This window comes from Geothrix sp., from assembly GCF_020622065.1.
In the GTDB taxonomy this organism is placed as follows: domain Bacteria; phylum Acidobacteriota; class Holophagae; order Holophagales; family Holophagaceae; genus Geothrix.
Genome location: NZ_JAHRYQ010000002.1, coordinates 655,766 through 680,460 on the forward strand (window position 1 = coordinate 655,766; position 24,695 = coordinate 680,460).

At 67.6% G+C, this 24,695-nt stretch carries 22 protein-coding genes and 1 pseudogene; 6 read left to right on the forward strand and 17 right to left on the reverse strand.

All coding sequences use genetic code 11. The features are described 5' to 3' along the window. The first annotated feature begins 62 nt into the window (after window positions 1-62). Entirely contained in the window at window positions 63-1,208 is a 1,146-nt protein-coding gene (locus tag QZ647_RS12500; RefSeq protein ID WP_291272484.1) for a DUF4382 domain-containing protein, read from the forward strand. Window positions 1,209-1,273: 65 nt separating this feature from the next. On the opposite strand, the gene QZ647_RS12505 is transcribed toward QZ647_RS12500, so the two are convergent. Both QZ647_RS12505 and QZ647_RS12510 read right to left on the reverse strand, forming a co-directional pair. Beyond that, window positions 1,274-2,374: a branched-chain amino acid aminotransferase gene (locus QZ647_RS12505; RefSeq protein WP_366526189.1), complete on the reverse strand. Its 1,101-nt coding sequence runs from the start codon at window positions 2,372-2,374 to the stop codon at window positions 1,274-1,276. A gap of 46 nt (window positions 2,375-2,420) precedes the next feature. Continuing rightward, window positions 2,421-3,884, reverse strand: a complete 1,464-nt coding sequence (locus tag QZ647_RS12510) for a PLP-dependent aminotransferase family protein (protein ID WP_291272486.1) — start codon at window positions 3,882-3,884, stop codon at window positions 2,421-2,423. A 180-nt stretch (window positions 3,885-4,064) separates the two neighbouring features. Between QZ647_RS12510 and QZ647_RS12515 the strand changes: the two genes are divergently transcribed. Together QZ647_RS12515 and tpx are read left to right on the forward strand one after the other, a co-directional pair. Then, window positions 4,065-4,604, forward strand: coding sequence for a DUF4136 domain-containing protein (locus tag QZ647_RS12515; RefSeq protein WP_291272487.1), 540 nt, complete (start codon window positions 4,065-4,067; stop codon window positions 4,602-4,604). Window positions 4,605-4,645: 41 nt separating this feature from the next. Next, a complete protein-coding gene (tpx, locus tag QZ647_RS12520; protein WP_291272488.1) occupies window positions 4,646-5,143 on the forward strand; it encodes a thiol peroxidase in 498 nt (165 codons plus the stop codon). Between the two features lie 47 nt (window positions 5,144-5,190). Here the strand turns inward: tpx and QZ647_RS12525 are convergent, their stop codons facing one another. The 15 genes and pseudogenes from QZ647_RS12525 to QZ647_RS15655 all read right to left on the reverse strand — a co-directional run. Then, window positions 5,191-6,438: an MFS transporter gene (locus QZ647_RS12525; protein ID WP_291272489.1), complete on the reverse strand. Its 1,248-nt coding sequence runs from the start codon at window positions 6,436-6,438 to the stop codon at window positions 5,191-5,193. Window positions 6,439-6,441: 3 nt separating this feature from the next. Then, a complete protein-coding gene (locus tag QZ647_RS12530; protein ID WP_286354985.1) occupies window positions 6,442-7,659 on the reverse strand; it encodes an ABC transporter permease in 1,218 nt (405 codons plus the stop codon). Window positions 7,660-7,671: 12 nt separating this feature from the next. After that, a complete protein-coding gene (locus tag QZ647_RS12535; protein WP_291272490.1) occupies window positions 7,672-9,228 on the reverse strand; it encodes an efflux RND transporter periplasmic adaptor subunit in 1,557 nt (518 codons plus the stop codon). Window positions 9,229-9,337: 109 nt separating this feature from the next. Further along, window positions 9,338-10,837: an NADH-quinone oxidoreductase subunit N gene (locus tag QZ647_RS12540; protein ID WP_291272491.1), complete on the reverse strand. Its 1,500-nt coding sequence runs from the start codon at window positions 10,835-10,837 to the stop codon at window positions 9,338-9,340. Continuing rightward, on the reverse strand, window positions 10,837-12,456 hold the full coding sequence (locus QZ647_RS12545) for an NADH-quinone oxidoreductase subunit M (RefSeq protein ID WP_291272492.1): 1,620 nt from the start codon (window positions 12,454-12,456) through the stop codon (window positions 10,837-10,839). The genes QZ647_RS12540 and QZ647_RS12545 overlap by 1 nt, the downstream gene beginning before the upstream one ends. 8 nt (window positions 12,457-12,464) lie before the next feature. Then, window positions 12,465-14,369 carry an NADH-quinone oxidoreductase subunit L gene (nuoL, locus tag QZ647_RS12550; protein WP_291272493.1) on the reverse strand — a complete coding sequence of 635 codons (1,905 nt, stop codon included), beginning with the start codon at window positions 14,367-14,369 and terminating at the stop codon, window positions 12,465-12,467. 7 nt (window positions 14,370-14,376) lie between these two features. Then, window positions 14,377-14,697: an NADH-quinone oxidoreductase subunit NuoK gene (gene nuoK / locus QZ647_RS12555; protein ID WP_366526190.1), complete on the reverse strand. Its 321-nt coding sequence runs from the start codon at window positions 14,695-14,697 to the stop codon at window positions 14,377-14,379. Window positions 14,698-14,716: 19 nt separating this feature from the next. Beyond that, on the reverse strand, window positions 14,717-15,211 hold the full coding sequence (locus tag QZ647_RS12560) for an NADH-quinone oxidoreductase subunit J (protein WP_291272494.1): 495 nt from the start codon (window positions 15,209-15,211) through the stop codon (window positions 14,717-14,719). 9 nt (window positions 15,212-15,220) lie between these two features. Continuing rightward, window positions 15,221-15,784 (reverse strand): NADH-quinone oxidoreductase subunit I, encoded by a 564-nt coding sequence (locus QZ647_RS12565; protein ID WP_291272495.1) that lies wholly within the window; start codon window positions 15,782-15,784, stop codon window positions 15,221-15,223. A 10-nt stretch (window positions 15,785-15,794) separates the two neighbouring features. After that, window positions 15,795-16,856 carry an NADH-quinone oxidoreductase subunit NuoH gene (gene nuoH, locus QZ647_RS12570; RefSeq protein WP_291272496.1) on the reverse strand — a complete coding sequence of 354 codons (1,062 nt, stop codon included), beginning with the start codon at window positions 16,854-16,856 and terminating at the stop codon, window positions 15,795-15,797. Between the two features lie 224 nt (window positions 16,857-17,080). Next, a complete protein-coding gene (locus tag QZ647_RS12575) occupies window positions 17,081-18,790 on the reverse strand; it encodes a glutamine--tRNA ligase/YqeY domain fusion protein (RefSeq protein ID WP_291272497.1) in 1,710 nt (569 codons plus the stop codon). Between the two features lie 59 nt (window positions 18,791-18,849). Then, window positions 18,850-19,668, reverse strand: a complete 819-nt coding sequence (gene proC / locus QZ647_RS12580; protein WP_291272498.1) for a pyrroline-5-carboxylate reductase — start codon at window positions 19,666-19,668, stop codon at window positions 18,850-18,852. A 201-nt stretch (window positions 19,669-19,869) separates the two neighbouring features. Further along, window positions 19,870-20,214, reverse strand: a complete 345-nt coding sequence (locus tag QZ647_RS12585; RefSeq protein WP_291272499.1) for a hypothetical protein — start codon at window positions 20,212-20,214, stop codon at window positions 19,870-19,872. Then, window positions 20,214-21,686, reverse strand: coding sequence for a glutamate--tRNA ligase (gene gltX / locus QZ647_RS12590; RefSeq protein ID WP_291272500.1), 1,473 nt, complete (start codon window positions 21,684-21,686; stop codon window positions 20,214-20,216). The genes QZ647_RS12585 and gltX overlap by 1 nt, the downstream gene beginning before the upstream one ends. Window positions 21,687-22,115: 429 nt before the next feature. After that, window positions 22,116-22,679 (reverse strand): annotated as a pseudogene (locus tag QZ647_RS15655) (gliding-motility protein MglA); the annotation flags it as partial. A gap of 141 nt (window positions 22,680-22,820) precedes the next feature. On the opposite strand from QZ647_RS15655, the gene QZ647_RS12600 reads away from it, so the two are divergent. Genes QZ647_RS12600 through QZ647_RS12610 form a run of 3 tightly spaced genes read left to right on the forward strand, consistent with a single transcriptional unit; the run spans window position 22,821 to window position 24,671 of the window. Further along, window positions 22,821-23,813: an FHA domain-containing protein gene (locus QZ647_RS12600; protein WP_291272502.1), complete on the forward strand. Its 993-nt coding sequence runs from the start codon at window positions 22,821-22,823 to the stop codon at window positions 23,811-23,813. 2 nt (window positions 23,814-23,815) lie between these two features. Beyond that, window positions 23,816-24,343, forward strand: coding sequence for a dCTP deaminase (dcd, locus tag QZ647_RS12605; RefSeq protein ID WP_291272503.1), 528 nt, complete (start codon window positions 23,816-23,818; stop codon window positions 24,341-24,343). Window positions 24,344-24,398: 55 nt separating this feature from the next. After that, on the forward strand, window positions 24,399-24,671 hold the full coding sequence (locus QZ647_RS12610; protein WP_291272504.1) for a hypothetical protein: 273 nt from the start codon (window positions 24,399-24,401) through the stop codon (window positions 24,669-24,671). The last annotated feature ends 24 nt before the right edge of the window (window positions 24,672-24,695 follow it).

Genomic DNA, 24,695 nt, shown 5'->3' on the forward strand with positions numbered 1-24,695 from the left:
AATGCTGCCGAAAGGGCAGCCCAGTCTAGACTGGAGACTGGACCCCCTTTCCGGAGCCTCCGATGCGCCTACGCCCCATCCTGGTCGCCCTCGTTTCCCTGGGACTGACGCTGGCCTGCGGCGGTGGCGGCGGCGGCGGCAACCGGACCTCCCCCAGCGGCACCCTGACCCTCCGCCTCGGTGCCGACAGTTTCCCCGGCTTCAGTCAGGCCATCGTGAGCCTTGAAAAGGTGGAGGCCTCCGTCGACGGCGGCACCTGGGTCCCCCTCGGCGACATCAAGGCCACCTTCGACCTCCTGGCCCTGCAGGGCGGAGGCAGCACCCTGGTCCTGCCGGCCAAGTCCGTGACGGCCGCCACCTACGCGCAGTTCCGGCTCACCTGGGCCACCGTCAACTATCAGTCCGTCTCCCATGTGGCGGCATACCTCATCTCGAGTGGCGGAATCGAGCAATCCCTCGCCATGCCCGCCGCCACGGTGGTGAGCGGCCCCGTGACCGTGCCCGCCAACGGGAATGTCACGGCCCAGATCATGCTGAACGGGCAGCAGATGGTGCAATCCCACGCCGGCAGTGCCTCTACCTATACCTTCCAGGCCACGGGCCGCGCTTTCGACATGGGCGCCACGGCCCGCATCACGGGGCACCTCAGTGCCGGGTCTACCCCGCTGACCGGCGTGGAGGTGTTCGCGGAGACGGTGGATGGCAGTGGCCTGGCCACGCTCCAGCGCCGGGCCTTCACGGACGCCGCCGGCAACTACGCCCTCGAGGCCCTGCCCGCCGGCGGCCTCTGGTTCCTCGTGGCCCAGCCTGTGGGCTCCCTCAGCGCCTACCCCGCCGCTGCGACTTCCGTGAACGCGACGGCCGCCACCAGCTACGCCGCGGACCTCTCCTTCAGCACTCCTCAGACCCCCGGCTCCCTCACCCTCACGGTCACGCCCGCCTCCACCGCCACCCAGGGCACCTGGGGCGAGCTGCGGCAGACGCTTGCGACGGGCCTGGGGGGTTCCCAGGTCCTCATCGTCCGCTCCCAGACCGTGGCCACGGGCGTGGCCCAGGACCAGGCCGGGTTCCTCGGCCTCGCCCCAGGCGCCTACGGCGTCACGGCCCAGCGCAGCACCTCGGGGGGCGCGCCGGTCATGAAGACCAGCGCCACCCAGTTGCTGGTGAGCGCCGGCGGCACCGCAAGCACCGTACTCACCTACCCCTGAAGTCCCGGCAGCAACCAGAGAAACGCCCGCCTTGCGGCGGGCGTTTCCGTGCTCGACGATCGGTGCTAGCCGACGATCTTCTTCATCCAGCCGTGGGGGTCGGGCGCGAGGCCGTGCTGGAGGTTGAGGAGGGCTTCGCGGAGCTTGGCGGCCACGGGGCCGGTCTCGCCGTTGTGGATGGTCCACTCGCCCTGCCGGGACTTCACCTGGCCCACGGGCGTGATGACGGCAGCAGTGCCGCAGGCAAAGGCTTCGGTCATGCGGCCTTCAGCCACGGCGGCCTTCCACTCGGCCACGCTGATCTTGCGCTCCTCTGCGCGGAAGCCCTGCTCGCGGGCCAGCTGCAGCAGGCTGTCGCGGGTGATGCCGGGCAGCAGGGTGCCGGTGAGCTCGGGCGTGACCACGACCGTCTCGCCCTTCTCCTGGTAGACGAAGAAGATGTTCATGCCGCCCATCTCCTCGATGTACTCGCGGTGGATGGCGTCGAGCCACACCACCTGGTCGCAGCCCTGATCCTTGGCCTGGCTCTGGGCCACGAGGCTGGCCGCGTAGTTGCCGGCGCACTTGGCGAAGCCAGTGCCACCGGGCGCGGCGCGGACATATTCATCGGAGATCCAGACCGTCACCGGCTTCACGCCGGCGGGGAAGTAGGCGCCGCTGGGGCAGGCCATCAGAAGGAAGAGGTACTCGTTGCTGGCGTGGACGCCCAGCGCGGCCTCGGTGCCGATCATGAGGGGGCGCATGTAGAGGCTCTCGCCCACGGCGCCGGGCACCCAGGCCTGGTCCTGCGTGATCAGGGCCTTGGCGGCCTCCAGGAAGCGGGCCTCCGGCAGTTCGGGCATGGCCAGGCGGGCGGCGGACTTGTTGAAGCGCTGGGCATTGGCCTCGGGCCGGAAGGAGGCGATGCTACCGTCCTTCTGCTTGTAGGCCTTGAAGCCCTCGAAAATGGCCTGGCCGTAGTGCAGCACGGAAGACGCCGGAGACATCTCGATGGGGCCGTAGGCCTTCAGCACGCCCTTGCCCCAGCCCTGGCCTTCCTTGTAGGGGATCACCACCATGTGGTCGGAGAACACCTGCCCGAAGCGGAGGTTGGTCATGAGCTTGGCGCGCTGCTCGGGACTGGCGGCATGATCCGAGGGGCGGATCTCGAGGGTGGGAGTGGACATCGCAGTGCTCATGGGTGCTCCTTGGAGGGGGATGGCCAGGTCCGGGTCAGGCCCGGTGGATCAGTTGACCCAGGCGCGCGATGGCGTCCCGGGTGGTCGCGGGGTCGTGCGTGGAGAAGTTCAGGCGGAGACAGTTGGTGCCCCGGCCGTCGGCGAAGAAGAGGGGGCCCGGCGCGAACCCGATGCCGTGCTGCAGGGCATCGCGGTGCAGATCGAGGGCCGAGTAGCCTTCGGGCATCACCACCCACAGGTGCATGCCGCCTTTCGGCTCGGAGACCTGGGTGCCCCCGGGGAAATGCTCGGCCAGGGCCTCGACCATGGCGTCGCGGCGCTCCTTGAGGGCGCGGCGCACGCGGGCCAGATGGCGGCGGAAGCCACCCGTGTCGAGGAAGCGGGCCACCACCGCCTGCATGAGCGGCGGCTGGGCGATGGTCTGAACTTCCTGGATGGGGGCCATGCGTCGGAGCAGGTCGTCCCTGGCGATGAGGTAGCCCAGGCGCAGGCCGGCCGCCAGCGATTTGGAGAAGCTCCCCAGGTGGATGACATGGTCGGCGCCTTCGAGCCGCCGGAAGGGCGGCAGGGAGTTTCCGGAGAAGCGCAGATCGCCATACGCCGAATCCGTCACGAGAATCACGCCGTGGGCCCGCGTCAGCGCCAGCACCCGCTCCCGGCGGGCCTTGGACTGGGTCATGCCCGTGGGGTTGTGGAAGCTGGGCACCGTGAAGAGCAGCTTGGCCTCGCTGCGCTGGAGGGCCGAGGCCAGGCGCTCCGGATCCAGGCCCTGACGGTCCACGGGTACGGGCACAGCCTCGCGGCCCAGGGCGCGGATGAGGGCCAGGATGCCCACATAGCAGGGGCTTTCCACCAGCACGCGGTCGCCGGGCACCGTGAAGGATTCCAGGGCCAGGGCCAGGCCGGACTGCGCCCCGGGGATGGCGCGGATGCCCCAGCCTTCGTCGATGGGCTCGCCCTCCGAGGCCAGCCAGCGGCCCACGGCGTCCAGGTAGGGCGCGTAGCCCGCGGGGGCGGAGTAGACCCAGGCCTCGGAGCCGAGGTCCTTCAGCACCTGGGCCGTGATGCGCCGGAGCTGTTCGCCAGGCAGCAAGTCCGAGGGGATGAAGCCCGCGGAAAAGCTCACCAGATGCCGGTCCTGGACCCGCTCCAGGGTCTCGCCCAACCAAGAGCCCAGCTCCCCGTCGTGGACCAGCAGCGGAGAGCCCTCAAAGGGGAATTCGCTGGTGGAGCGCAGGCCCGGGGCTTCCGGCAGACGCGGCGCCACGAAGCTGCCCCGCCCCTGCACGGTCTGGATCCAGCCCGTGCGCTTGAGCCCCGCCAGGGCCTTCAGGACCGTCAGGCGATGGACCCCCCAGCGCTGGGCCAGCTCGGGGACGGCGGGCAGCCGTGTGCCGGGCCGCCACTCGCCCTGCTGGATGAGGCCACGAAGCCGCCGCTGCAGCTGCAGATACAAGGGGCTGGAGGCGCCCGGGTCGAGGGTGGGATCGAGAACCATCCCCATCAGGATGGGCCGATCCCCAAGCTGTTTCAAAGAAAGACGACGAAATTCACAGTCCAGAACAGACCATTGGCCGGGGGTTCGAGGGTTCCGCTCCCTCCCTAGACCACCGTAGACCAGTCACCGGCCTCAACCTCCGCCCGTTCTGGGCGTCCATAATGGTGCCCCGGAGGTTCCATGCGCCCCCTCAGACTGCCCGCCGCCCTGCTCTCCCTGGCCCTGCTGGGGGCCTGCAGCAGCTACCAGGTGACCTACGACTACGATGTGACTGCGTCCTATGGGCGCTACCGGACCTTCGATTACTACACCTCCAAGAAGGGTACGGGCGGCACCACCAGCCTCATGGACAAGCGGGTGCGCGCCGCCGTGGAGAAGGAGCTCCAGGCCAAGGGCTTCGCCATGGAGACCAAGGCGGATCCGGACTTCCTCGTGACCTACTACCCCATCGTGCAGGAACGGAGGTACCGCACCACCACCCATGTCGGCTGGGGCTGGGGCTACCGGCCGATCTACGGGCGCATCGGCACCTCCACCAGCCAGGTGCACCACTACAAGGAAGGCAGCATCGTCATCGAGATCGTGGATTTCAAGAGCAACCAGATGATCTGGCAGGGCGCCGCGGCGGGCGCCCTCACGGGCCTGGACAACCCCGAGGATGCCGACGAGGTCGTGCCGAGGGCGGTTCGCGACATCCTCGCCAAGTTCCCGCCGAAGTAACTTCGGAAGCGTAAACTGAGAGTTCTCAACGAGGAGCTCTCATGGCCCAGATCACCCTCAAAGGCACCCCCCTCCACACCTCCGGCGAGCTGCCGAAGGTGGGGTCCGCGGCTCCGGCCTTCACGCTGGTGCGCACCGATCTCTCTGAAGTCTCCGGCAAGGACCTCACCGGCCAGCGCGTGGTGCTGAACATCTTCCCCAGCCTGGACACGCCCACCTGCGCCGCCAGCGTGCGCAAGTTCAACGCCCGCGCCAACGAGAAGCCCAACACCACCATCCTCTGCATCAGCGCCGACCTGCCCTTCGCCCAGAAGCGCTTCTGCGGTGCCGAGGGCCTGGACAATGTGGTGCCCGCCTCCACCTTCCGCAGCGCCGACTTCGGCAAGACCTACGGCGTCACCATGACGGACGGCCCCCTCAAGGGCCTGCTCGCCCGCGCCGTGGTGGTGGTCGATGGCGCCGGCAAGGTGGTGCATACCGAACTCGTTCCCGAGATCGCGCAGGAACCCGACTACAACGCCGCACTCGCCGTGCTGTAGGCACCCTTCCGCTTCCAGAAAGGGCGGCCCCGAGGCCGCCCTTTCTGTTACTGGATGCGGTCCATCCTGCGGAGCTCGGGCACCTTCCAGGCGGTGGCGGCCACCACCAGCAGGGTCATGCAGCCGCCGAAGACCACCGAGGGCACCAGGCCCAGGAGCCGGGCGGCCAGACCGCTCTCGAAGGCCCCGATCTCGTTGCTGGAGCCGATGAAGACCTGGTTCACCGAGGACACCCGGCCCAGCATGTGCTCCGGCGTGAGGGTCTGGACCAGGGTGGCCCGCAGCACCACGCTGACATTGTCCACAGCCCCGCTGGCGGCCAGCGCCAGCAGGCTCAGGAGGAAGCTCCGGCTCAGCGCGAAGGCGATCATGGCCACGCCGAAGGCGCCCACACAGAGCAGCAGGGTCCGCCCCGCCCGGCGCAGGGGCGGCCGGTGGGCCAGGGTGATGCCCATGAGCACCGAACCCGCGGCCGGGGCGGCGCGCAGGATGCCGAGGCCCTGAGGTCCCACCTGGAGGATCTCCTTGGCGAACACGGGCAGCACGGCCACTGCCCCGCCGAAGAGCACGGCGAAGAGGTCGAGGCTGATGGCCCCCAGCAGCAGACGCCGCGAGAACACGAAACGCAGGCCCTCGCCCAGGCTCTGGAGGATGGACCCCACCCGCGGCGCCACCATCCGCGGCGCGTAGCGGACGGCGAACATGCCCAGGAGCCCACCCGTCATCAGCGCCATCACCAGGAAATGGGCCGTCACCGGGCCGCGCCAGGCATAGACCAGTCCTCCCAGGGCCGGGCCGAGCACCATGCCCGAGTGGAAGACGGCCACGCGCCAGGTGGAGCCGTTCGCATAGAGTTCCTTGGGCAGCAGGTCCGTGCCCAGGGCCACATTGGCCGGGCGGTAGAAGGCCCGCATGATGCCCGTGAGGAAGATGATCCCGTAGATGGGCCCGACCGCCTTGGCCAGGGGCCCGACCTGGAACTGCCAGCTGAACCCCCAGAGCAGGGCCGAGCAGAGGGCGAGCCCCAGGGTCGAGGCCATGCAGAGGCGCAGGCGGTTCATCCGGTCCGCCGCGTGGCCGCCGAACAGCGCCAGGGCCAGAAAGGGCAGCGCTTCGGACAGCCCCACCAGCCCCAACGCCAAGGGATCCCCCGTGCGGTCGTAGACCTGCCAGCCCACCACCACGCCCTGCATCTGAAGCCCCAGGGTGACGAGACCCATGGAGGCGATGAACCAGCGGTAGCTTCCGTCCCTCAGGGCCGCGTAGGGGTCGTGGGGGGTGCCGGCCTCAGCCACGGTTCACTCGTACCGCAGGGCGTCGATCACATCCAGCTTCGCGGCCTTCACGGCGGGCAGGAAGCCGGCCGCCACGCCCACCACCCCGGAGAAGCCCAGGCCCAGGGCCACGGCCCAGGTTTCGGTCACGGCGGGCACCTGGAACTTCTGGAGGATGAACACGGCCGTGTACGCGAATCCGATCCCGATGACGCCGCCCAGCACGGAGAGCACGATGGCCTCGATGAGGAACTGCCAGAGGATGCTCCGCTGGGTGGCGCCCAGGGCCCGGCGGATGCCGATCTCCCGGGTGCGCTCAGTGACGCTCACCAGCATGATGTTCGAGATGCCGATGCCGCCCACCACCAGAGAGATGCTGGCGGCCACGGCCAGCAGGGCCGTGAGGATGCCCGCCTGCTGGCTCTGCATCTGCACGATGTCGTCCTGCTTGCGGATCTGGAAGGGGTTGTCGTCCTTGGGCGCCACCTTCATGCGCTGGCGCAGAAGGGCCGTGACCTCGGCTTCGGCCAGCTCGGCCTTTCCCTCCTGGGCGCTGACCATGATGCGCTGGATCTTGTCGCGCCCCATGATCTTGCGCATGACCGTGGTGTAGGGCGCCACGATGAGGTCATCCTGGTCGCCCCACATGCCGGCGCCCTTCTTCTCCAGCACGCCGACCACCTGGAAGGGCAGCGCGCCCACCCGCACGGTCTGGCCCACGGGGTCCTCGCCATTGGGGAAGAGGTTGTCCTTCACGGTCTGGCCGATGACGCAGACCTTGGCCATGCCGCGGACTTCGGTGTCGGTGAAGAAGCGCCCGTTCTCAACTTCCCAGCCCCGGATCTGGAGGAACTCGGGGCCGGTGCCCTGGACCTGGGTGACATAGTTGCTGTTCTGGAAGATGATGGGCCGCGTGGTCTGGACCTGGGCGGAGGCCGCCACCACGCTGCTCTGTGCGAGCTCCTGCTGGATCAGGGGAGGGTCGCTTTCCAGCAGGATGTCCGCGCTGCCCATGGCCGACGGGCCGAAGCGGTTTCCGCCGCTGCCGGGGAAGATGGTCAGCATGTTGGAGCCCATGTTCTGGATCAGGGCGATGGAGGCCCGCTTCGAACCCTCGCCGATGCCGATCATGGCGATGACCGCCCCCACGCCCACGATGATGCCGAGCATGGTGAGAAACGCGCGCATCTTGTTGCGCGTGATGGCGAACAGCGCGAGCTTGATGAACTCCAGGAACCGCATGGATCCTCCCGGCTAGCGCCGTCCGCCCTGGCCGCCCGGCGTGGCCGCCGCGCCGTTGGCCTGCTTGGTGTTTTCGACACCCACCAGGATCTGCAGGCCCTCCTGGAGGCCCTCGCCGGTCACTTCGGTAAACTGGCCGTCGGTGATGCCGGCCTTCACCACCAGGGCCTTGGGCTTGCCGTTCTCCAGCACCCAGATGCGGTCCTCCCGCCGGGCCACCAGGCCGCCCTTGCTGCCGGTGGTGCTCTGGGCACCGGGCCGGGGACCACCGCCCATCGTCATGGGCTGGCCCAGGCGCGGACCATCGGCCTTCTTCTCATCCTTGATGAAGGCCGACGGGTTGAACCGCAGGGCGGAGTTCGGCACCCGCAGCACATCCTTGCGCTGGTTGGTGACGATGGTGACATTGGCCGTCATGCCCGAGCGCAGGGCCAGGGTGCCGGTGAACTTCGGGCCGCCGAGCTGGCTGGCGCCGCCGGGGATCCGGGCCAGGGCCTTCGGATCGCCCACAGGAGCCTGGGCCGTGGCAGCCGTGGGACGCACCTGGTCGGTTCTGCCCTGCCCCGCCTGGCGCTCCTTGAACCGCTTCAGGAAGTCCGCCTTGGTGGTACCCGCCGGCAGGCGGTCCTTCATGCGCTCCCAGGCCTTTTCGGGGTCGGGGGCACCCTGCCCCGCGGCAGGTGCCACGGCGGATTCCGCGCCACGGGCATGGCCGCCGGCGGCCTGGGCAGAGCCCTGGGCCTCTTCGCCGGAGCCGGGAAGAGGCTCGTTGGGAACGATCATCTCCACGACATAGTTCACGACATTCTGGGTCGTGATCGGCTCCTGCCGGACCAGGCTCACGGTGGCGCCGAACTGGCGGTCGGGCAGGCTGTCCACCGTGAAGAAGGCGCGCTGCCCCACCTTCACTTCGTCGATGTCCGATTCGCCGATGGAGACCTGGACCTTCATCTTCGACAGGTCCTGGGCGATCTGGAAGAGGTTGGGCGTGCTGAAGCTGGCGGCCACGGTCTGGCCCACATCCGCGAGCCGGGAGATGACGACGCCATCCACCGGAGCCGTGATGTTGCAGTAGCCGAGGTTGGCCTTGGCGCGCTCCAGGGAGGCCTTGGCGTTCTCGTAGCTGGCCACGGCAGTCTGGTAGGCCACCTGCTTGGCCTCGAGATCCTGGTCCGCCAGCAGCTTTTCCGCCGCCAGGCGCTTGGCGCGCTCGTACTGGCGCCGGGCGTCATCCATGCTCGCCTTGGCCCGGTCCATGCCGGCTTCGGCGTCCTTCAGCTGGGTCTCCCAGATGGTCGGATCGATCTGGGCGATGAGCTGGCCTTTCTTCACGATGCTGTTGTAGTCCACATAGAGGGCCGAGATCACCCCGGACACCTGGGTGCCCACGGCCACCTGCACCACCGGGCTCACCGCGCCCGTGGCATTGATCCGCTGGGTGATGTTGCCCTTGTCCAGCTTGGCCTGACGCCACTTCACTTCATCCTTGGGCCGCGTGAGGGCGTAGCCGGCTCCCGCCGCCACCACCGCGACGCCAATGCCAAGAACGATCCAGGTGTTCCGCTTCATGCGCCGCGCTCCGAATCTCAAAGGGCCGGGCAGGGCCCAGCCTTAAACCTTCGCATAACGATGTATGGACCGCCAGATCAGGTTCCCGGTTGAGGCGGAAATTCCAGAATCAGCGAATCAGGCCGAGCCCCTCGACCAGGGCGCGTCGGGCGAACCCATCTGCAAGGAAATACTGGAGAAAGCCGCCAGCAAGGACGATGCCGGCGGCCACCAGCACCGTGGCGCCGGCCAGGGGGGCGTGCACGGCCGGGCGATCCGAGGCCAGGCGCTCCGCCTCGGCGCTGGGGGCCTGGAGGAAGAGGGCCACGAGGAAGCGCAGGTAGTAATAGGCGGACACCAGACTCGCCAGCACGCCCAGGATGGCCAGGCCCACATGGCCCGTGCCCACCAGCTCACGGAAGATCATGTACTTGCCGTAGAAGCCACCCAGGGGCGGGATGCCCGCCAGGCTCAGCATGAACACGGCGGCGGCGAAGCCCATGGCGGGCCGCTTCCAGCCCAGGCCCCGCAGATCCTCGAAGGTGGTGTGCTCGCCCACCAGGCCGAAGGCCGTCAGCAGGCCGAAGGCGCCCAGGTTCATGGCCAGGTAGATGACCAGGTAGAACAGCACGCCCGTGTGGGCGGCGGGGGTGCCGGCCACGAAGCCGAGCATCAGGTAGCCTGCGTGGCTGATGCTGGAATAGGCCAGCATGCGCTTCACATTGGACTGCACCAGGGCGGTGAGGTTGCCCACCACCAGGGTGGCCACGGCCAGCACGGCCACCACGGCCTGCATCTTCACGCCCACGGCGCTCAGGGGTGCCAGGCTGCCGGGGAAGATGCGGAGCAGGGCGATGAAGGCCACGCCCTTGGTGGCCACGGACATGAAGCCGGCGATGGGATGGGGCGAAGCCTCATAGGCGTCCGGCGTCCACTGATGGAAGGGCACGGCGGAAACCTTGAAGAGGAAGCCCAGCAGCAGGAGGGCCGCGCCTGCCAGCACCAGCGGATCCAGGGCCAGTCCCTGGGCCTTGAGGATGACGGCGGCGGTGGTCAGATCGAGGCTGCCACTCAGGCCGTAGATCAGCACGCCGCCCATGAGGAAGCAGCTGGAGGCCACGGCCCCGGTGATGAAGTACTTCATGCCGCCTTCGGCGCTCTGGGGCCGCGCCCGCACGGTGCCCACCAGGGCGTAGAGCGGCACGCTGAAGAGCTCGAGGCCCAGGAACAGGGCCACGAAGTGCGTCGTGGAGGCGAAGAGCATCATGCCCACCACGGAGAAGAGCAGCAGGGAGAGGCTCTCCCCCTTCACCCAGCCTTCCTGGTGGAAGTGGTCCCAGCTCTGGAGGATGGTGAGGGCCGCGGCCACCAGCAGGAAGATGCCGGTGAACTGGGACAGGCGGTCCATGCGGAGCTGGAAGAAACTGGGCTGGGCGCCGGTCTGCCAGAGGTCAGTCAGGTACCAGAAGCTCGCGCCTACGGCCAACAGGGCCGTGCCGTACATGACGGCCCGGATCCACTTGGCGGTGGCCTGATCCTTGTCGAGGGACATGAGGGGGATCAGGCAGGCGCCGAGGGCCGGGAGGATCAGCGGCAGCAGGGCCGCCCACTGGCTGGGAGTGAGGCTCATCAGTGCACCTCGTGGGCGGCGGAGGATTCAGAAGCCGCGGGAGCTTCATGGGCTTGGGCCCCGGCGGGCGCCGGCGCTTCATGGACGGCCGGCCTCAGGACGAAGGTCCGGGGCGCCGGAGCCTTGATGTCCTGCAGCAGCGAGGCCACGGGGGCTTCACTGGCGACCATGAAGGTCTTCGGATGGACGCCCATCCACACGATAAGCACCACCAGGGGCAGCATCACCGCGATCTCCCGCGCATTCAGGTCGCTGTGCAGGTGGTGGGTGCCGCTGTCCTCGTCCTTGTTTTCGGGGCCCCAGAAGACCCGCATGAACATCCAGAGCATGTAGACCGCGCCCAGCAGCACGCCCGAGGTGGCGAGGCAGGCATAGAGCCGGCCCCAGCCGAAGCCGGAGAGGAAGGTGCCGTTGAGGATCCAGAACTCGCCCACGAACCCGTTGGTCAGCGGCAGGCCGATGGAACTCAGCGTGACGATCATGAAGAAGGTGGTGAACACGGGCATCTTCGTCACCACGCCGCCGAAGTCGGCGATCATGCGCGTGTGGGCCCGGTCGTAGAGCATGCCCACCAGGAGGAAGAGCGCGCCGGTGCTGATGCCGTGGTTGAGCATCTGGAGCATGGCGCCCTGGGTGCCGATGACGGTCATGGACGCGAGGCCCAGCATCACGAAGCCCATGTGGCTCACGGAGGAGTAGGCCACCAGCTTCTTGATGTCGCGCTGCACCATGGCCACCAGCGCGCCGTAGACGATGGCGACGACGCTGAGGAGGGCGATGGGCTGGGCGTAGTGCATCGCCGCCTGGGGGAACATGGGGATGGCGAAGCGGATGAAGCCGTATCCGCCCAGCTTCAGCAGCACGCCAGCGAGGATGACCGAACCGGCCGTGGGCGCCTGCACATGGGCGTCCGGCAGCCAGGTGTGGAGCGGGAAGAGGGGCACCTTGATGGCGAAGGCCACCGCGAAGGCGACGAACAGCCAGCACTGGACGCCGAAGGGCAGCGCCGAGGCGGCCTGGGCCATCACGGCGGGATTGAAGCCGCCGGCCTTGTTGGCCAGGTAGAGCAGCGCCACCAGCCAGAGCAGCGAACCGCTCAGGGTGTAGAGGAAGAACTTGTTGGCGGCGTAGCGGCGCTCACCGCCGCCCCAGACCCCGATCATGAAGTACATCGGGATCAGCATGGCCTCCCAGAAGAGGTAGAAGAAGAACAGGTCCTGGGCCATCAGGGCGCCCAGCATGCCGGTCTCGAGCAGGAGGAACAGGGCCGCGAAGGTGCCGATGCGGTCCTTCAGGCTGTTCCAGGTGCCCAGCATGGTGAGGGGCACGAGGAAGGTCGTGAGGATGACGAGCCAGAGGTTCAGGCCATCCACGGTCAGGGAGTAGTCCACCGGCAGGTTCACGAGGGTGAACCAGGGGGCGCGCTCGACGAGGACCGCGCCGGTCGCTCCGTGGCCCAGCAGCCAGGCGAGGCTCAGGATGAAGACGCCCAGGGCGCCCAGGAACCCGAGCAGCCGGGCCAGCTTGCCCAGGGAGTGCGGCAGGGCCATCAGCACGAACCCCAGCAGGGTCGGCGCGAAGACCAGGAAGGTGAGGGGATGGGAGTTCAGCCAGGTCATCGCCCCACCTACTTCAGGAAGACATAGAGGAGGACCGCGGCCCCCAGCGCCATGCTGAGCGCGTAGTTGCGCACCCGGCCGGTCTGGAAGAGGGCGGTGAAGTCCCCGAACACCCGGGCCAGCGCGCCCGGCAGGTTCACGCCCACGCCGTCGATGATGATCACATCGAAGAGCTTCCACAGCACATTGCCGAACCAGCGGATGGGGCGGAGCAGGTAGAGCTCCACGCCCTCATCCACGAAGTACTTGTTCAGCAGCAGGCTGTGGACGAAGGGGAACTTCGCGGCGAAGGCCAGTTCCCAGGCCGGGCCGTCCTTATACTTCGACCAGCCCAGGAAACCGAAAAGCAGGCCCAGGGTCGTGGAAATAAGGGCGAGCAGGACCGCCGGCCCCTCGTGGTGCCCGTGGGCGCCATGGGTCTGGCCGTAAGTCAGGGCGGAGTTCAGCCATTCGCCGATCCGGAAGTGGCCGCCGAAGGCCTCGGGCACGCCCCAGAAGCCCCAGAGCAGGGAGCCCACGGCCAGCACCATGAGCGGCACCGTCATGGTGAGCGGGCTTTCGTGGGCGTGCTCATAGGCGTGGTGATCGCGGGGCTCGCCCCAGAAGGTCAGGGCCATAAGGCGCCACATGTAGAAGCTGGTGCAGCAGGCGCCGATCACGCCGATCACCCAGAGGATCGGGGACTTCAGGTAGGCCAGATAGAGGATCTCGTCCTTGCTGAAGAAGCCCGAAGTGCCCGGAAAGCCCATGATGGCGACGGTGCCGGCCACCATGGTGAGGAAGGTGATCTTCGTCTTGGTCTTCAGCCCGCCCATCTTGAACAGGTCCTGCTCGTGGTGCATGGCGTGGATCACGCTGCCGGCGCCGAGGAAGAGGAGGGCCTTGAACCAGGCGTGGGTGAAGACATGGAAGAAGCCCGCCGCGAAGCCCGCCGCGCCCAGGCCCAGGAACATGTAGCCCAGCTGGGAGACGGTGGAGTAGGCCAGCACCTTCTTGATGTCGCGCTGGAAGAGGCCGATGGTGGCCGCAAAGAGCGCCGTGGCCGCGCCCACCCAGGCCACCACGGTCATCGTGATGGGGGCCAGGGTGAAGACGGGCGCCAGGCGGCAGATCATGTAGATGCCGCTGGTCACCATGGTGGCGGCGTGGATGAGGGCGCTGACGGGCGTCGGGCCCGCCATGGCGTCCGGCAGCCAGAGATAGAGGGGCAACTGGGCGCTCTTGCCTGTGGCGCCCACGAAGAGCATCAGGGTGGCGAAGGTGAGGACGCCGAAGCCCACTTCGGGGGCCAGGTGGCCGGACTGGGTCAGGATGTCGGAGATGGTCAGCGTGCCGAAGGCGGCGAAGAGCACCAGCATGCCGATGGAGACGCCCAGGTCGCCCACGCGGTTGGTGAGGAAGGCCTTCAGGCCCGCCTGGGGCGCGAAGTCCGTCTCGTAGTAGTAGCCGATGAGCAGGTAGGAGCAGAGGCCCACGCCCTCCCAGCCCACGAACATCAGCGGCAGGCTGGAGCCCATGATCAGGGTGAGCATGAAGAACACGAAGAGGTTCAGGTAGCTGAAGAACCGGGCGTAGCCCTCATCCCCGTGCATGTAGCCCACGGAGTAGAGGTGGATGAGGAAGCCGATGCCCGTGACGATAAGCATCATGGTGCCGCTGAGGGAATCGATGACCAAGCCGAAGGGGACACTCAGGGTCCCGGTGGCCATCCACTCGCCGTAGCTCAGGGCGAGGCGGTGGTCCGGCATGCTCTTCATGGCGAAGAAGGCCGAGGTGGCCAGCACCAGGGAGCCCAGCACCACGCCGAGGCCGACGACGGTGACGGCGCCCTTGCCGGCGCGCTTGCCCAGCAGGCCGTTGAAGGCCGCGCCCAGCAGGGGGAGGATCGGAATGAGCCAGTAATACTTGTTCATCGCATCCTCACTGCTTCAGGCTGGCGGCCCGGTCCGAGTCGGTGGTGTCCCGGTGACGGTAGAGGCCGATGATCAGCGCCAGACCAATGGCCGCTTCGCAGGCGGCCACGGCGATGATGAAGAGGTAGAACACCGTGGCCTGGGCATCCCCGCTCCGGAAGCGGGCGAAAGCCAGCAGGGCCACATTGGCGGCGTTGAGCATCAGCTCGACACCCATGAACTGCATGATCAGGGTGCGGCGCAGCAGCACCGTGGCCAGCCCCAGGGCGAAGAGCAGGAGGGCCACCACCAGGTATCCCTGGAGGCCGCCGTGGAGGATCGCGTCCATGCCGGTCATCGCTGGCTCCTCACAGATTCCGCTTGGTCAGCGCCACGGCGCCGATCATGGCCGCCAGCAGCAGCAGGCCCGCCACTTCGAACCCCAGCAGGTGGTCGGCGAAGAGCGTCGAGCCCACAGCCTGCAGGCTCATGGCTCGAGGCAGCTCCCCGCCCCTCGTCGCCAGGTCCTTCAGGCCACCGGAGGCCAGTACCAGCTTCACGGCGCCGAAGGCCATGGCCGCGAGCAGGGCCAGGGACAGCCAGCGTTGGATGGGGTGGGCCACCTCGGCCTTCTCCTCTTCATGGCTGTTCAGCATCATGATCACGAAGAGCACCAGCACCATGATGGCGCCGGTATAGACGATGATCTGGAAGGCCGCAGCCACGGGGTTGGCCAGCAGCACGAAGAGGCCCGCCACGCCGAAGAAGGCGGCCACCATGCAGAGGCCTGCCATGACGACATTCTTCTGGAGCAGCATCCCCAGGGCACCCAGGAGCGTGATGAGGGCGAAGGTGATGAACATGGCCTCTCCTTACATCGCGATCGTGCGGCGCGGCACGGAGGGGGTGGGGTCCTGGCTGATGGCTTCCTTGCCGTCGGTTTCGGCGTAGGTGTTCATCAGGTCCCACTTGCCGAACTTCATGGAGAGCCGGTCGTAGGCGGCCACTTCGTAGTCGTTGCGAAGCCAGATGGCATCCTTGGGACAGGCCTCCTCGCACATGCCGCAGTAGATGCAGCGGAGCATGTCGATGCTGAACTTGGCCGGCCGCTTCTCCTCGAAGCCCTGGGTGTAGGTCAGGTCGCTGAATTCCTCGGCCTCGATGCTGATGCAGCGGGCGGGGCAGGCTTCCTGGCACATGAAGCAGGCCACGCACTTGATGGCGCCGTCCTCGAACCGCTTCAACTCATGGAGGCCTCGGTAGCCCGCGGGCATCTCCTTCTTCATGTCCGGGTACTGGATCGTGTAGCGCTTCGCGGTGGAGGTGAAGAGCTGCCGGAGAAAGTGCTGGAAGGTGATGCCCATGCCCTTCAGCACCGGCCACACATAGGTGCGGTCCAGCCAGCTCAGCTCGACCTTCTTGACCAGGACACCCATCGCGAACTCCTCAGTGTCCCTGGCTCATGCGCCAGGCGTGGAAGACCAGGTTGGCCATGGAGAGCGGCAGCATCACCTTCCACCCGAGATGCATGAGCTGGTCGTAGCGGAACCGCGGCAGCGTCCACCGGATCCAGACGAAGACCCAGGCGAAGAACAGCATCTTCAGCAGGAAGCTGGCGACGGACAGCATCACCGCCGGGTCCTTCACGAAGGGCACCTGCCAGCCGCCGAAGTAGAGGGTGGCGATGAGGGCCGAGGCCGTCATCAAGTGGCAGTACTCCGACAGGGCCAGCAGGCTGAACTTCATGCTGCCGTATTCGGTGTTGAAGCCCGCCACGATCTCGCTCTCGCCCTCGGCGAAGTCGAAGGGCAGGCGGTTGGTCTCGGCGAACATGCAGGTGAAGAACACGACGAAGCCCAGGGGCTGGCGGACGATGTTCCAGGCCCAGGGCAGATGGCCCTGGGAGGTGATGATGTCGGAGGGGTCGTAGCCGCCGGCGGTCATGAAGATGGTGACCACGGCCAGGCTCATGCCGATCTCGTAGCTGACCATGGTCGCGGAGGCCCGCATGCCGCCGAGGATCGACCACTTGTTGTTGCTCGACCAGGCCGCCACCAGCACGCCATAGACCGCCATGCCGCCGATGGCCAGGGGATAGAGCATCCCCATGCCGTTGCCGGGATCCAGCAGCGCCATGTGGTAGGTCTGGCCGCCGCTCACGAAGCTGCGCCCGAAGGGGATCACGGCGAAGCCCATGAGGGCCGGCACGAAGGCCAGGAAGGGCGCCAGCCAGAAGAGGGCCTTGTTCGCGTCGTGGGGGACCAGATCCTCCTTGAAGAAGAACTTGATGCCATCTGCCACGGGCTGCGCGAGGCCGATGATCTTGATCTTCCCGAAGAGGGCCGCCCGGTTGGGACCGATGCGGTCCTGGATCATGGCCGCGCCTCGGCGCTCCACCCAGGTCCAGACGGCCGCCAGCGAAAAGACGCCACCGAAGACGATGACGAGTTTCGCCACCATCCAGGCGGTGGCAGGCGTGGTATGCAGCAGGCTCGCAAGCTTGTCCATGGGCGGCTTCCCGGCAGGGCCACCCGCGGGGAGGCCCAACCCATCGAGCCTATCAGACCAACGCCCTTCCCGACACGGAGGGAAAGAACCCGGGCGGCGCCGATGCGACCTGGGTCACAGCCCCGGTCAAGGCCCGCGCTTGAGCCGCAGGTAAAAGAATCGGTGGTCCGGTTCTCCCGCAGCGGGGCCGCCTCAGGAAAATTCCAGGTGCAGCCTGCGATTTCTCAGCCTTTCGCCTCGATCTTGCTCCACGAATCCTTCAATCCCACGGTCCGGTTGAACACGGGCGTGCCGGGCCGGCCGTCCGGGTCCACCGCGAAATAGCCCGTGCGCTCGAACTGGAACCGCTCGCCGGGACGGGCGTCCCGGAGGCTGGGTTCGAGGCGGGCATCGGTGAGCACCTCGAGGCTGGCCGGGTTCAAGAGGGCCTTCCAGTCCTGGCCCTCGGCCACATCCATGGGATCTTCCTGGGTGAAGAGGGGCTCGTAGAGCCTCACTTCGGCCTTCACGGCATGGGGCGCGCTCACCCAGTGCAGGGTGCCCTTCACCTTGCGGCCGTCGGGCGCGTTGCCGCCCTTGCTGGCGGCATCCCACTCGCAGCGCAGCTCCACCACATTCCCGGCGGCGTCCTTGACGACCTCGCGGCAGGTCACGAGGGCCGCTCCGCGAAGGCGCACCTCCGCGCCCGGGGCCAGGCGGAACCACCTCTTGGGGGCTTCCTCGCGGAAGTCGTCCTGGTCGATGAAGAGCTCCCGGGTGAAGGGCAGCCGGCGGGTCCCCATGGCCGGGTCATCCGGATGGTTGGCCACCTCGACCTCGAAGGCCTCAGCATCCGTCATGTTGGTGATGACCACCTTCAGGGGGCGCAGCACGGCCATGCGGCGGGGCGCCCGCTTCTCCTGGTCTTCCCGGATGCAGAACTCCAGCAGGCCCACGTCGGCCACCATGTCCCGCTTGGCCACGCCCACCCGCTCGGCGAAGGCCCGCACGGCCTCGGGCGTGTAGCCCCGGCGGCGCAGGCCGCAGATGGTGGGCATGCGGGGGTCGTCCCAGCCTCGGACCACGCCGTCCTGCACCAGCTGGAGGAGGCGGCGCTTGCTCATCACCGTGTAGGTGAGGTTCAGGCGCGCGAACTCGATCTGGCGCGGCAGGGGCCGCTGGAAGAACTTCCCTTCGACATCCTGCTCCAGGAACCACTCGTAGAGGGGCCGGTGGTCCTCGAACTCCAGGGTGCAGATGGAGTGGGTGATGGTCTCGAGGGCGTCCGACACGCCGTGGGCGTAGTCGTACATGGGGTAGATGCACCAGGTGTCGCCGGTGCGGTGGTGGTGGGCCCGGCGGATGCGGTACATGAGCGGGTCGCGCAGGTTCATGTTGCCGCTCGCCATGTCGATCTTGGCGCGCAGCACCTTCGAGCCGTCCGGGAACTCGCCCGCCTTCATGCGGCGGAAGAGGTCCAGGTTCTCCTCGGGGCTGCGGTCGCGGTACGGACTGGGCCGCCCCGGCACATGGAAGTTGCCGCGGTACTCACGGATCTCCGCCTCCGTCAGATCGCAGACATAGGCCCTGCCCTGCTGGATGAGGTACTCCGCGTAGTCATAGAGGAAGGGGAAGTAGTCCGAGGCGTAGTGTTCGCCCTTCCACTGGAAGCCCAGCCACTGGACATCCTCGCGGATGGAGTCCACATATTCGACATCCTCCTTCACGGGGTTGGTGTCGTCGAAGCGCAGGTTGGTGGCGCCGCCGTAGGCCTTCGCCAGGCCGAAGTTCAGGCAGATGCTCTTGGCGTGGCCGATGTGCAGATAGCCGTTGGGCTCCGGCGGGAACCGCGTGAGCACCCGCCCCCCGTGCTTGCCCGAGGCGCGGTCGGCCTCGACGATCTCCTCGATGAAGTGGAGCTTCTTGGGTTCGGGAATCGGCAGGTCAGCGGACATCGGGGCTCACAGGATGCAAACCTCAAAGATACCCGCTGGCCGGCTCCCCCCGGTAATGGTCATCCCAGCCCCGCCGCCACCTGCGTCGCGCGCTCGATGCCGCGGGCCACGACGGAGCGGATGCGGCCGTCCTCCAGGACCATCAAACCGGCGATGGTGCAACCCGCGGGCGTGGTGACCTCATCCTTGAGGGCCGCAGGGTGCCGGCCGGTTTCCAGCACCATGGAGGCGGCCCCCAGCGTCATCTGGGCGGCCAGTTCCAGCGCCACGGCCCGGGGCAGGCCACACTGGACGCCGCCTTCGGCCAGGGACTCGAGGATCACGAACATGAAGGCCGGGCCGCTGGCGCTGAGACCCGTGACGGCGTCCATGTGCTTCTCGTCCAGGTCCATGACCCGGCCCAGGGGCTCGAACAGGGCCCGGGCCTGGGCCAACTGGCCCTCCGTGACCCCCTGCCCCGCCGCCAGCACCGTCATGCCTCGGCGGATGGCGCAGGGGGTGTTGGGCATGGCCCGCACCAGGGGGGTGCCCTTGGGCGTGTGGGTGGCCAGGAAGTCCAGGGTCGTGCCCGCGGCGATGGAGACCACCAGAGGGCGATGGTCCAGGGCGCCGGCGGCGGTGAGGCCTGCCAGGAGGCCCTTCAGTTCCTTGGGTTTCACGCAGAGCAGCACCACCTCCGCCGCCTTGACCACCGCGGTGGCGTCCCCCGAAAGGGTGATGCCCAGGGCCTCGGCCCGGGCGCGGGCCGCTCCGACGGGGTGCCGGGTAGCGACCCGGATGCGCGCCGCGGGATAGCCGGAGGCCTCCACCAGGCCGGCGCTGATGGCCTGCCCCATGGTGCCGAAGCCCAGGATGGCCAGGTCGGGATGCATGTTCATGGGCGCTCCTTAAAACAAAAACCCCCGCGCAAGGGCGGGGGAGGATGTCGGAACCCGGGTGACCGGGTCAGTGCCGCGTGCGTCTCCCCCCCGCACTTGAGGTGCTAGGGCGCGGGTCGACGACAGGACGGAGGATCATGGCACCCAGCATAGCCGGGCCTGGGGCCGAGTGGGAGATTTCAGGCGACCGGAAAGCTCCGGCTACTGGTCTCGCCCCTGCCCCAGGGTCCACCAGGCGCAGTCGTCCAGGGGGGAGACCACGAAGCCCTGCCGCATCGCGGAGATGCGCTGGAACTGCGTGCAGGTGGGGGAGTGGAAGCCCGTCGTGATCTCGCTGGGACCCGAGCGCACGCCGAAGAAGAAGTCGGACTGCTCCAGCCCCAGGCGGAGCACCGTCTCCTGGAGGGCGGTCCGGTGGTCCATCCCGTCCGGGATGCCCTGGATCACCTGGACCGTCTCGCCGGCAACGATCGTGGGGGCATAGACAGCGGCGCCCTGGTCCTCCAGCACCGCGAGCGTGAGGTGGGTGAATTCCTCCAGGTCCATCAGAGCCACCGCTCCAGCCGCGCCACCACCTCGTCGCGGCCCACGAGCATGAGCGTGTCGAAGATGCCCGGGCTGACGGGCTTGCCACAGAGGGCCACGCGGAGGGCCTGGGCCAGATCCTTGGTCTTGAGGCCGTGCCTGGCCAGGATGGCGTCGATGCCCGCCTGCAGGGCGTCGTGGCCATAATCCGTCAGCGCGCAGACCTCAGCCAAGGCCGGCTTGATGGCCGGCGTCATGAACTTCTCCACGGCCTTCTCGTCGAAGGTGGTGGGGCGCTCGAAGGCGAAGCGCAGGGCCTCGGCCATGTCGGTCAGGGACTTGCCCTTCTGGGTGGACTGGATGGCCTGGGCCCGCCAGGCTTCTGGCTTTTGGTCCCACATCGCGGGCACGAAGGGCCGGAGGTGGGGCTCCAGTTCCTGCCAGGAGGCCCGCTGGATGAGCTTCTGGTTCAGCCACTGCAGCTTGTCCATGTCGAAGCGGGCAGCGCTCTTCTGGCAGTCCGCCAGGTCGAAGAGCTGGATCATCTGCTCGTCCGTGAGCAGTTCCTCCTCGGCGCTCTCGACGGCCTTGCCGTCGATCTTGGGGGTCCAGGAGAGCCGCGCCAGGGCCAGGCGTACGGCAGAGGGCAGCAGGCCCATGGCCTGGTACTCCGTGATGCTGGTGGCGCCGTGACGCTTGCTCAGCTTCGCGCCGTCGGCGCCCAGGATCATGGGCACATGGGCGAAGGCCGGCAGCTCATAGCCCAGGGCCTCGAAGAGCGGGATCTGCTTGGGCGTGTTGTTCAGGTGATCGTCGCCGCGGATCACATGGGTGACTTCCATGTGGGTGTCGTCCACCACCACGCAGAAGTTGTAGGTGGGCACGCCGATCTCGCCGGGCCCCTCCCCGGTGCGGGCGATGATCCAGTCATCCAGGCTGTCCGCGGGGAAGTGGGTCTCGCCCTTGATGAGATCGGGTACCACGATGTCGCCGCTCCTGGGCATGCGGAAGCGGATGGCGGCCGGCTGGCTGGCGTCGTGACCCGCCTCGGCGCAGCCCTTCCCGGCGTCCAGCCCGCGGTTGTACTGAAAGACCTTGCCGGCGGCCTCCACCGCCTTGCGCCGCTCGTCCAGCGCCTCCCGCGAGCAGCGGCAACGGTAGGCCAGCCCCTTGTCCAGCAGTTCCTGGATCTTCCCCCGGTAGAGGTCCATGCGCTGCATCTGGCGATAGGGGCCGTGGGGACCCTTCCATTGGCTGGGATCCCCCACCACCGGACCCTCGTCCCAGGTCAACCCGCACCAGGCCATGCCCTCTTCGATGATGCGGATGTTGTCGTCCGTGCTGCGGGAGAGATCCGTATCTTCGATGCGCAGGATGAAGCGACCACCGTGCCTGCGGGCGAACAGCCAGCAGAACAGCGCCGTGCGCACCCCGCCGATGTGGAGCATGCCGGTGGGGGAGGGGGCAAAGCGGGTGACGACCTGACGGGACATGGGGAGCCTCTGAATCCAAAGCTCCAGTGTGCCCGAATCGGTCCTCGGTCTTCAGTCCTCAGTCTTCAGTCTTCAGGCCCGGCCCCGCTCCAGTTCACAAGACCGAGGACTCAAGGCTCACTTGATGTACAGCTTCAGCTTGATCTCGACGGGGTTTTCCCCGTTGAAGAGGCTGCGATCCAGGACCACCGGGACCTCGACCACGCTGCTGTGCGGCATGTGGATCGGGGCGGCGACATGGGGGGCAGAGCTGGCTTCTGCGGGGATCTCCTCGATCTCCTCCAGCAGCTCACCCGCGGACAGCTCCTCGACCTCCAGGGGCTTCGTGGAGTCCGCCGCCGGCGAGGGAGGCGGCGGGGGAGTGGCGCCCGCGAGGATCGGGGGGGGCTCTTCGACCACGCCGCCGCCGTATTTGTCGGCCAGGCTCTTCAGCACCAGCCGGGCCACGCCCGTGAGGGTCTCCTTGACCCCTTCGCCCCGCATGGCACAGGCCTCGAAGGTGGGCGCCCCGAAGAGGTTGATCTCCCGGTCCAGCGTCTCCACGGGCAGGGCGTTCGGCGTATCCCGCTTGTTCCACTGGATGACATGGGGGATCTTCGACAGATCGGCGCCCTGGTCCTTGAGGTTGACGATGAGGTTCTGGAAGCTCTCTTTGTTGCTTTCCAGGGCCGGGGCCTGAGAGTCCGCCACGAAGACCACCGCATCGGCGCCCCGCAGCACCAGCTTGCGGGTGGCGTCGTAGAAGACCTGGCCAGGCACGGTGTAGAGCTGGACCCGGGTCTTCATGCCCCGGATGGTGCCGAGGTCGATGGGCAGGAAATCGAAGAACAGCGTGCGATCCGTCTGGGTGGCCAGGGACAGCATCTTGCCGCGCCCCTCGCCGGGCAGGGTGTCGTAGACATGCTGGAGATTGGTGGTCTTCCCGCACAGGCCGGGGCCGTAGTAGACGATCTTGGCCGTCAACTCCTTCGTGGCCGCATTGAAAAGCACCATGCCTGCACCTTCGCGATCTCCGGGGAAGATTGGCGGGTCTGCGGAACCCCGTCAAGAAAGAACCGAGATTCCGGTTCGAGGCCCCGTCCTCCCCACGGGTGCGCTACACTTCCGGCCATCCCACCATCCCCGAGGGTTTCTATGGCCAAGCTGCTGGTGCACGAAAGCGCGGGCATCCGAGAGTTCGAGATCGTGGACGAGGAAGTCCACATGGGGCGCGAGCTGGACAACACGCTGCGTCTTCCCGACCCGAGCATCAGCCGCCACCACTGCGTGATCCGGAAGGTGGGCGGCGGCTACGAAGTCCAGGACCTCCAGAGCAGCAACGGAGTCCTGGTCAACGGAAACCGCGTCCAGTCCTCTCCGCTGCGGGATGGAGACCGCGTCACCCTGGGCCAGGTCCAGCTCACCTTCCAGGACCCGCGGCCCGAAGGCGCCACCGTGGCCATCCACCGGGACGAGGTTCCGGCCGCCCCCACCGGCACCGTGCGCATGTCCGCCGACGAGCTGGCGGCCATCCACACCGGCAAGCCGCCCGCCGGTGATCCGGCGCCGAAGGGCCCTGCCTCGGACCAGATCATCACCGGCCCCATCCCCAATGCGCCCAAGGGCATCCCCCCAGTGGCGCCGCCGCCCGCCCCCAGGCCCGTCTCGCACACTGGCCAACCCGCCGGCCCGGCCGAACAGTCCTTCCTGGGCTCGCTCCTGCCGGCCATCCCCGACGATGCCGTGCCCACAGGCGAACGGGGCGATCTGGTCACGCGCCTGCTGGCGGTGCTCATCGATGTGGTCCCGGCGATCCTCCTCTCCATCGCCTTCACGATCCTGGGCATCGTGCCCTATGTGGGCTGCATCCTGCTGCCCCTCAACATCGTCGCCCAGCTCGCCTACTACTGGTTCTTCGTGCCCTGGTGCGTGTCGAAGTACGGCGCCAGCATCGGCAAGAAGGTCATGAAGCTGCGGGTGGTGCCCGAAGGCAACCCCCAGGGTCGCCTCGACCTGGGCCCCGCGATCCTGCGCCAGATCGGCAACATCCTCGCCCTGAACCTCATCGTGCTGGCCGTCAAGGGCGACGAGCGCACCAGCCTCAGCGACATGCTCGCGAAATCGGAAGTCCTGAAAGTGGACCGCTGACGGTGATCCTCACCGGCCGTCAGATCCTCGAGGCCCGGGCCCAGGGCCGGATCCGCATCGATCCCTGGCGCGACGACCAGCTGAACCCGAACAGCTACAACCTGCGCCTGGGCGAGGATCTGGCCGTCTACACCGACACTGAGCTCGACATGGCCAAGCCCAACGGCATCGAGTTCCTGAAGATCCCCGCCGAGGGCCTCCTGCTGAAGCCGGGGACGCTCTACCTGGGGCGCACCCTGGAATACACGGAGACCCACGGCATGGTGCCCATGCTCGAGGGCCGCAGCAGCGTGGGCCGGCTGGGCCTCTTCGTCCATGTCACGGCTGGTTTCGGCGACATCGGCTTCTGCGGCTTCTGGACCCTGGAAATCAGCTGCATCCAGCCCGTGCGGATCTACGCGGGCGTGGGCATCTGCCAGATCTTCTACCACACCGTCAGCGGCGACTACGACAGCTACGACTCGGGCAAATACCAGCGCAATTCGGGCATCCAGCCGTCCATGCTGTGGAAGGATTTCATCAAAGAGTAGTGGCGGCATGAAATCGATCGCATAGAATCACCTCAACCCAACCTCGAGGTGATTCATGCCGATTCCGGCCGCGCTTCCTTTACTCGGGCTCCTGCAGCCCCACACCAATGATGCCGCCCTGGCGGGTCTGGCCGCCGCCGGCTGCATGGTCTGGCTCGTGGTCCTCCTCGCGATGGTGATCTTCCCCATCTTCTGCTTCTGGCGCATCTTCCAGAAGGCCGGCTACAACGGCGCCATGGCCCTGCTCTGCCTCATCCCGGGCATCGGCATGATCATCGTCCTGTGCATCCTGGCCTTCGGAACCTGGCCCGCCGGCCAGAGGAACTGACCGCACTCAAGGCGCGAAGGCCCC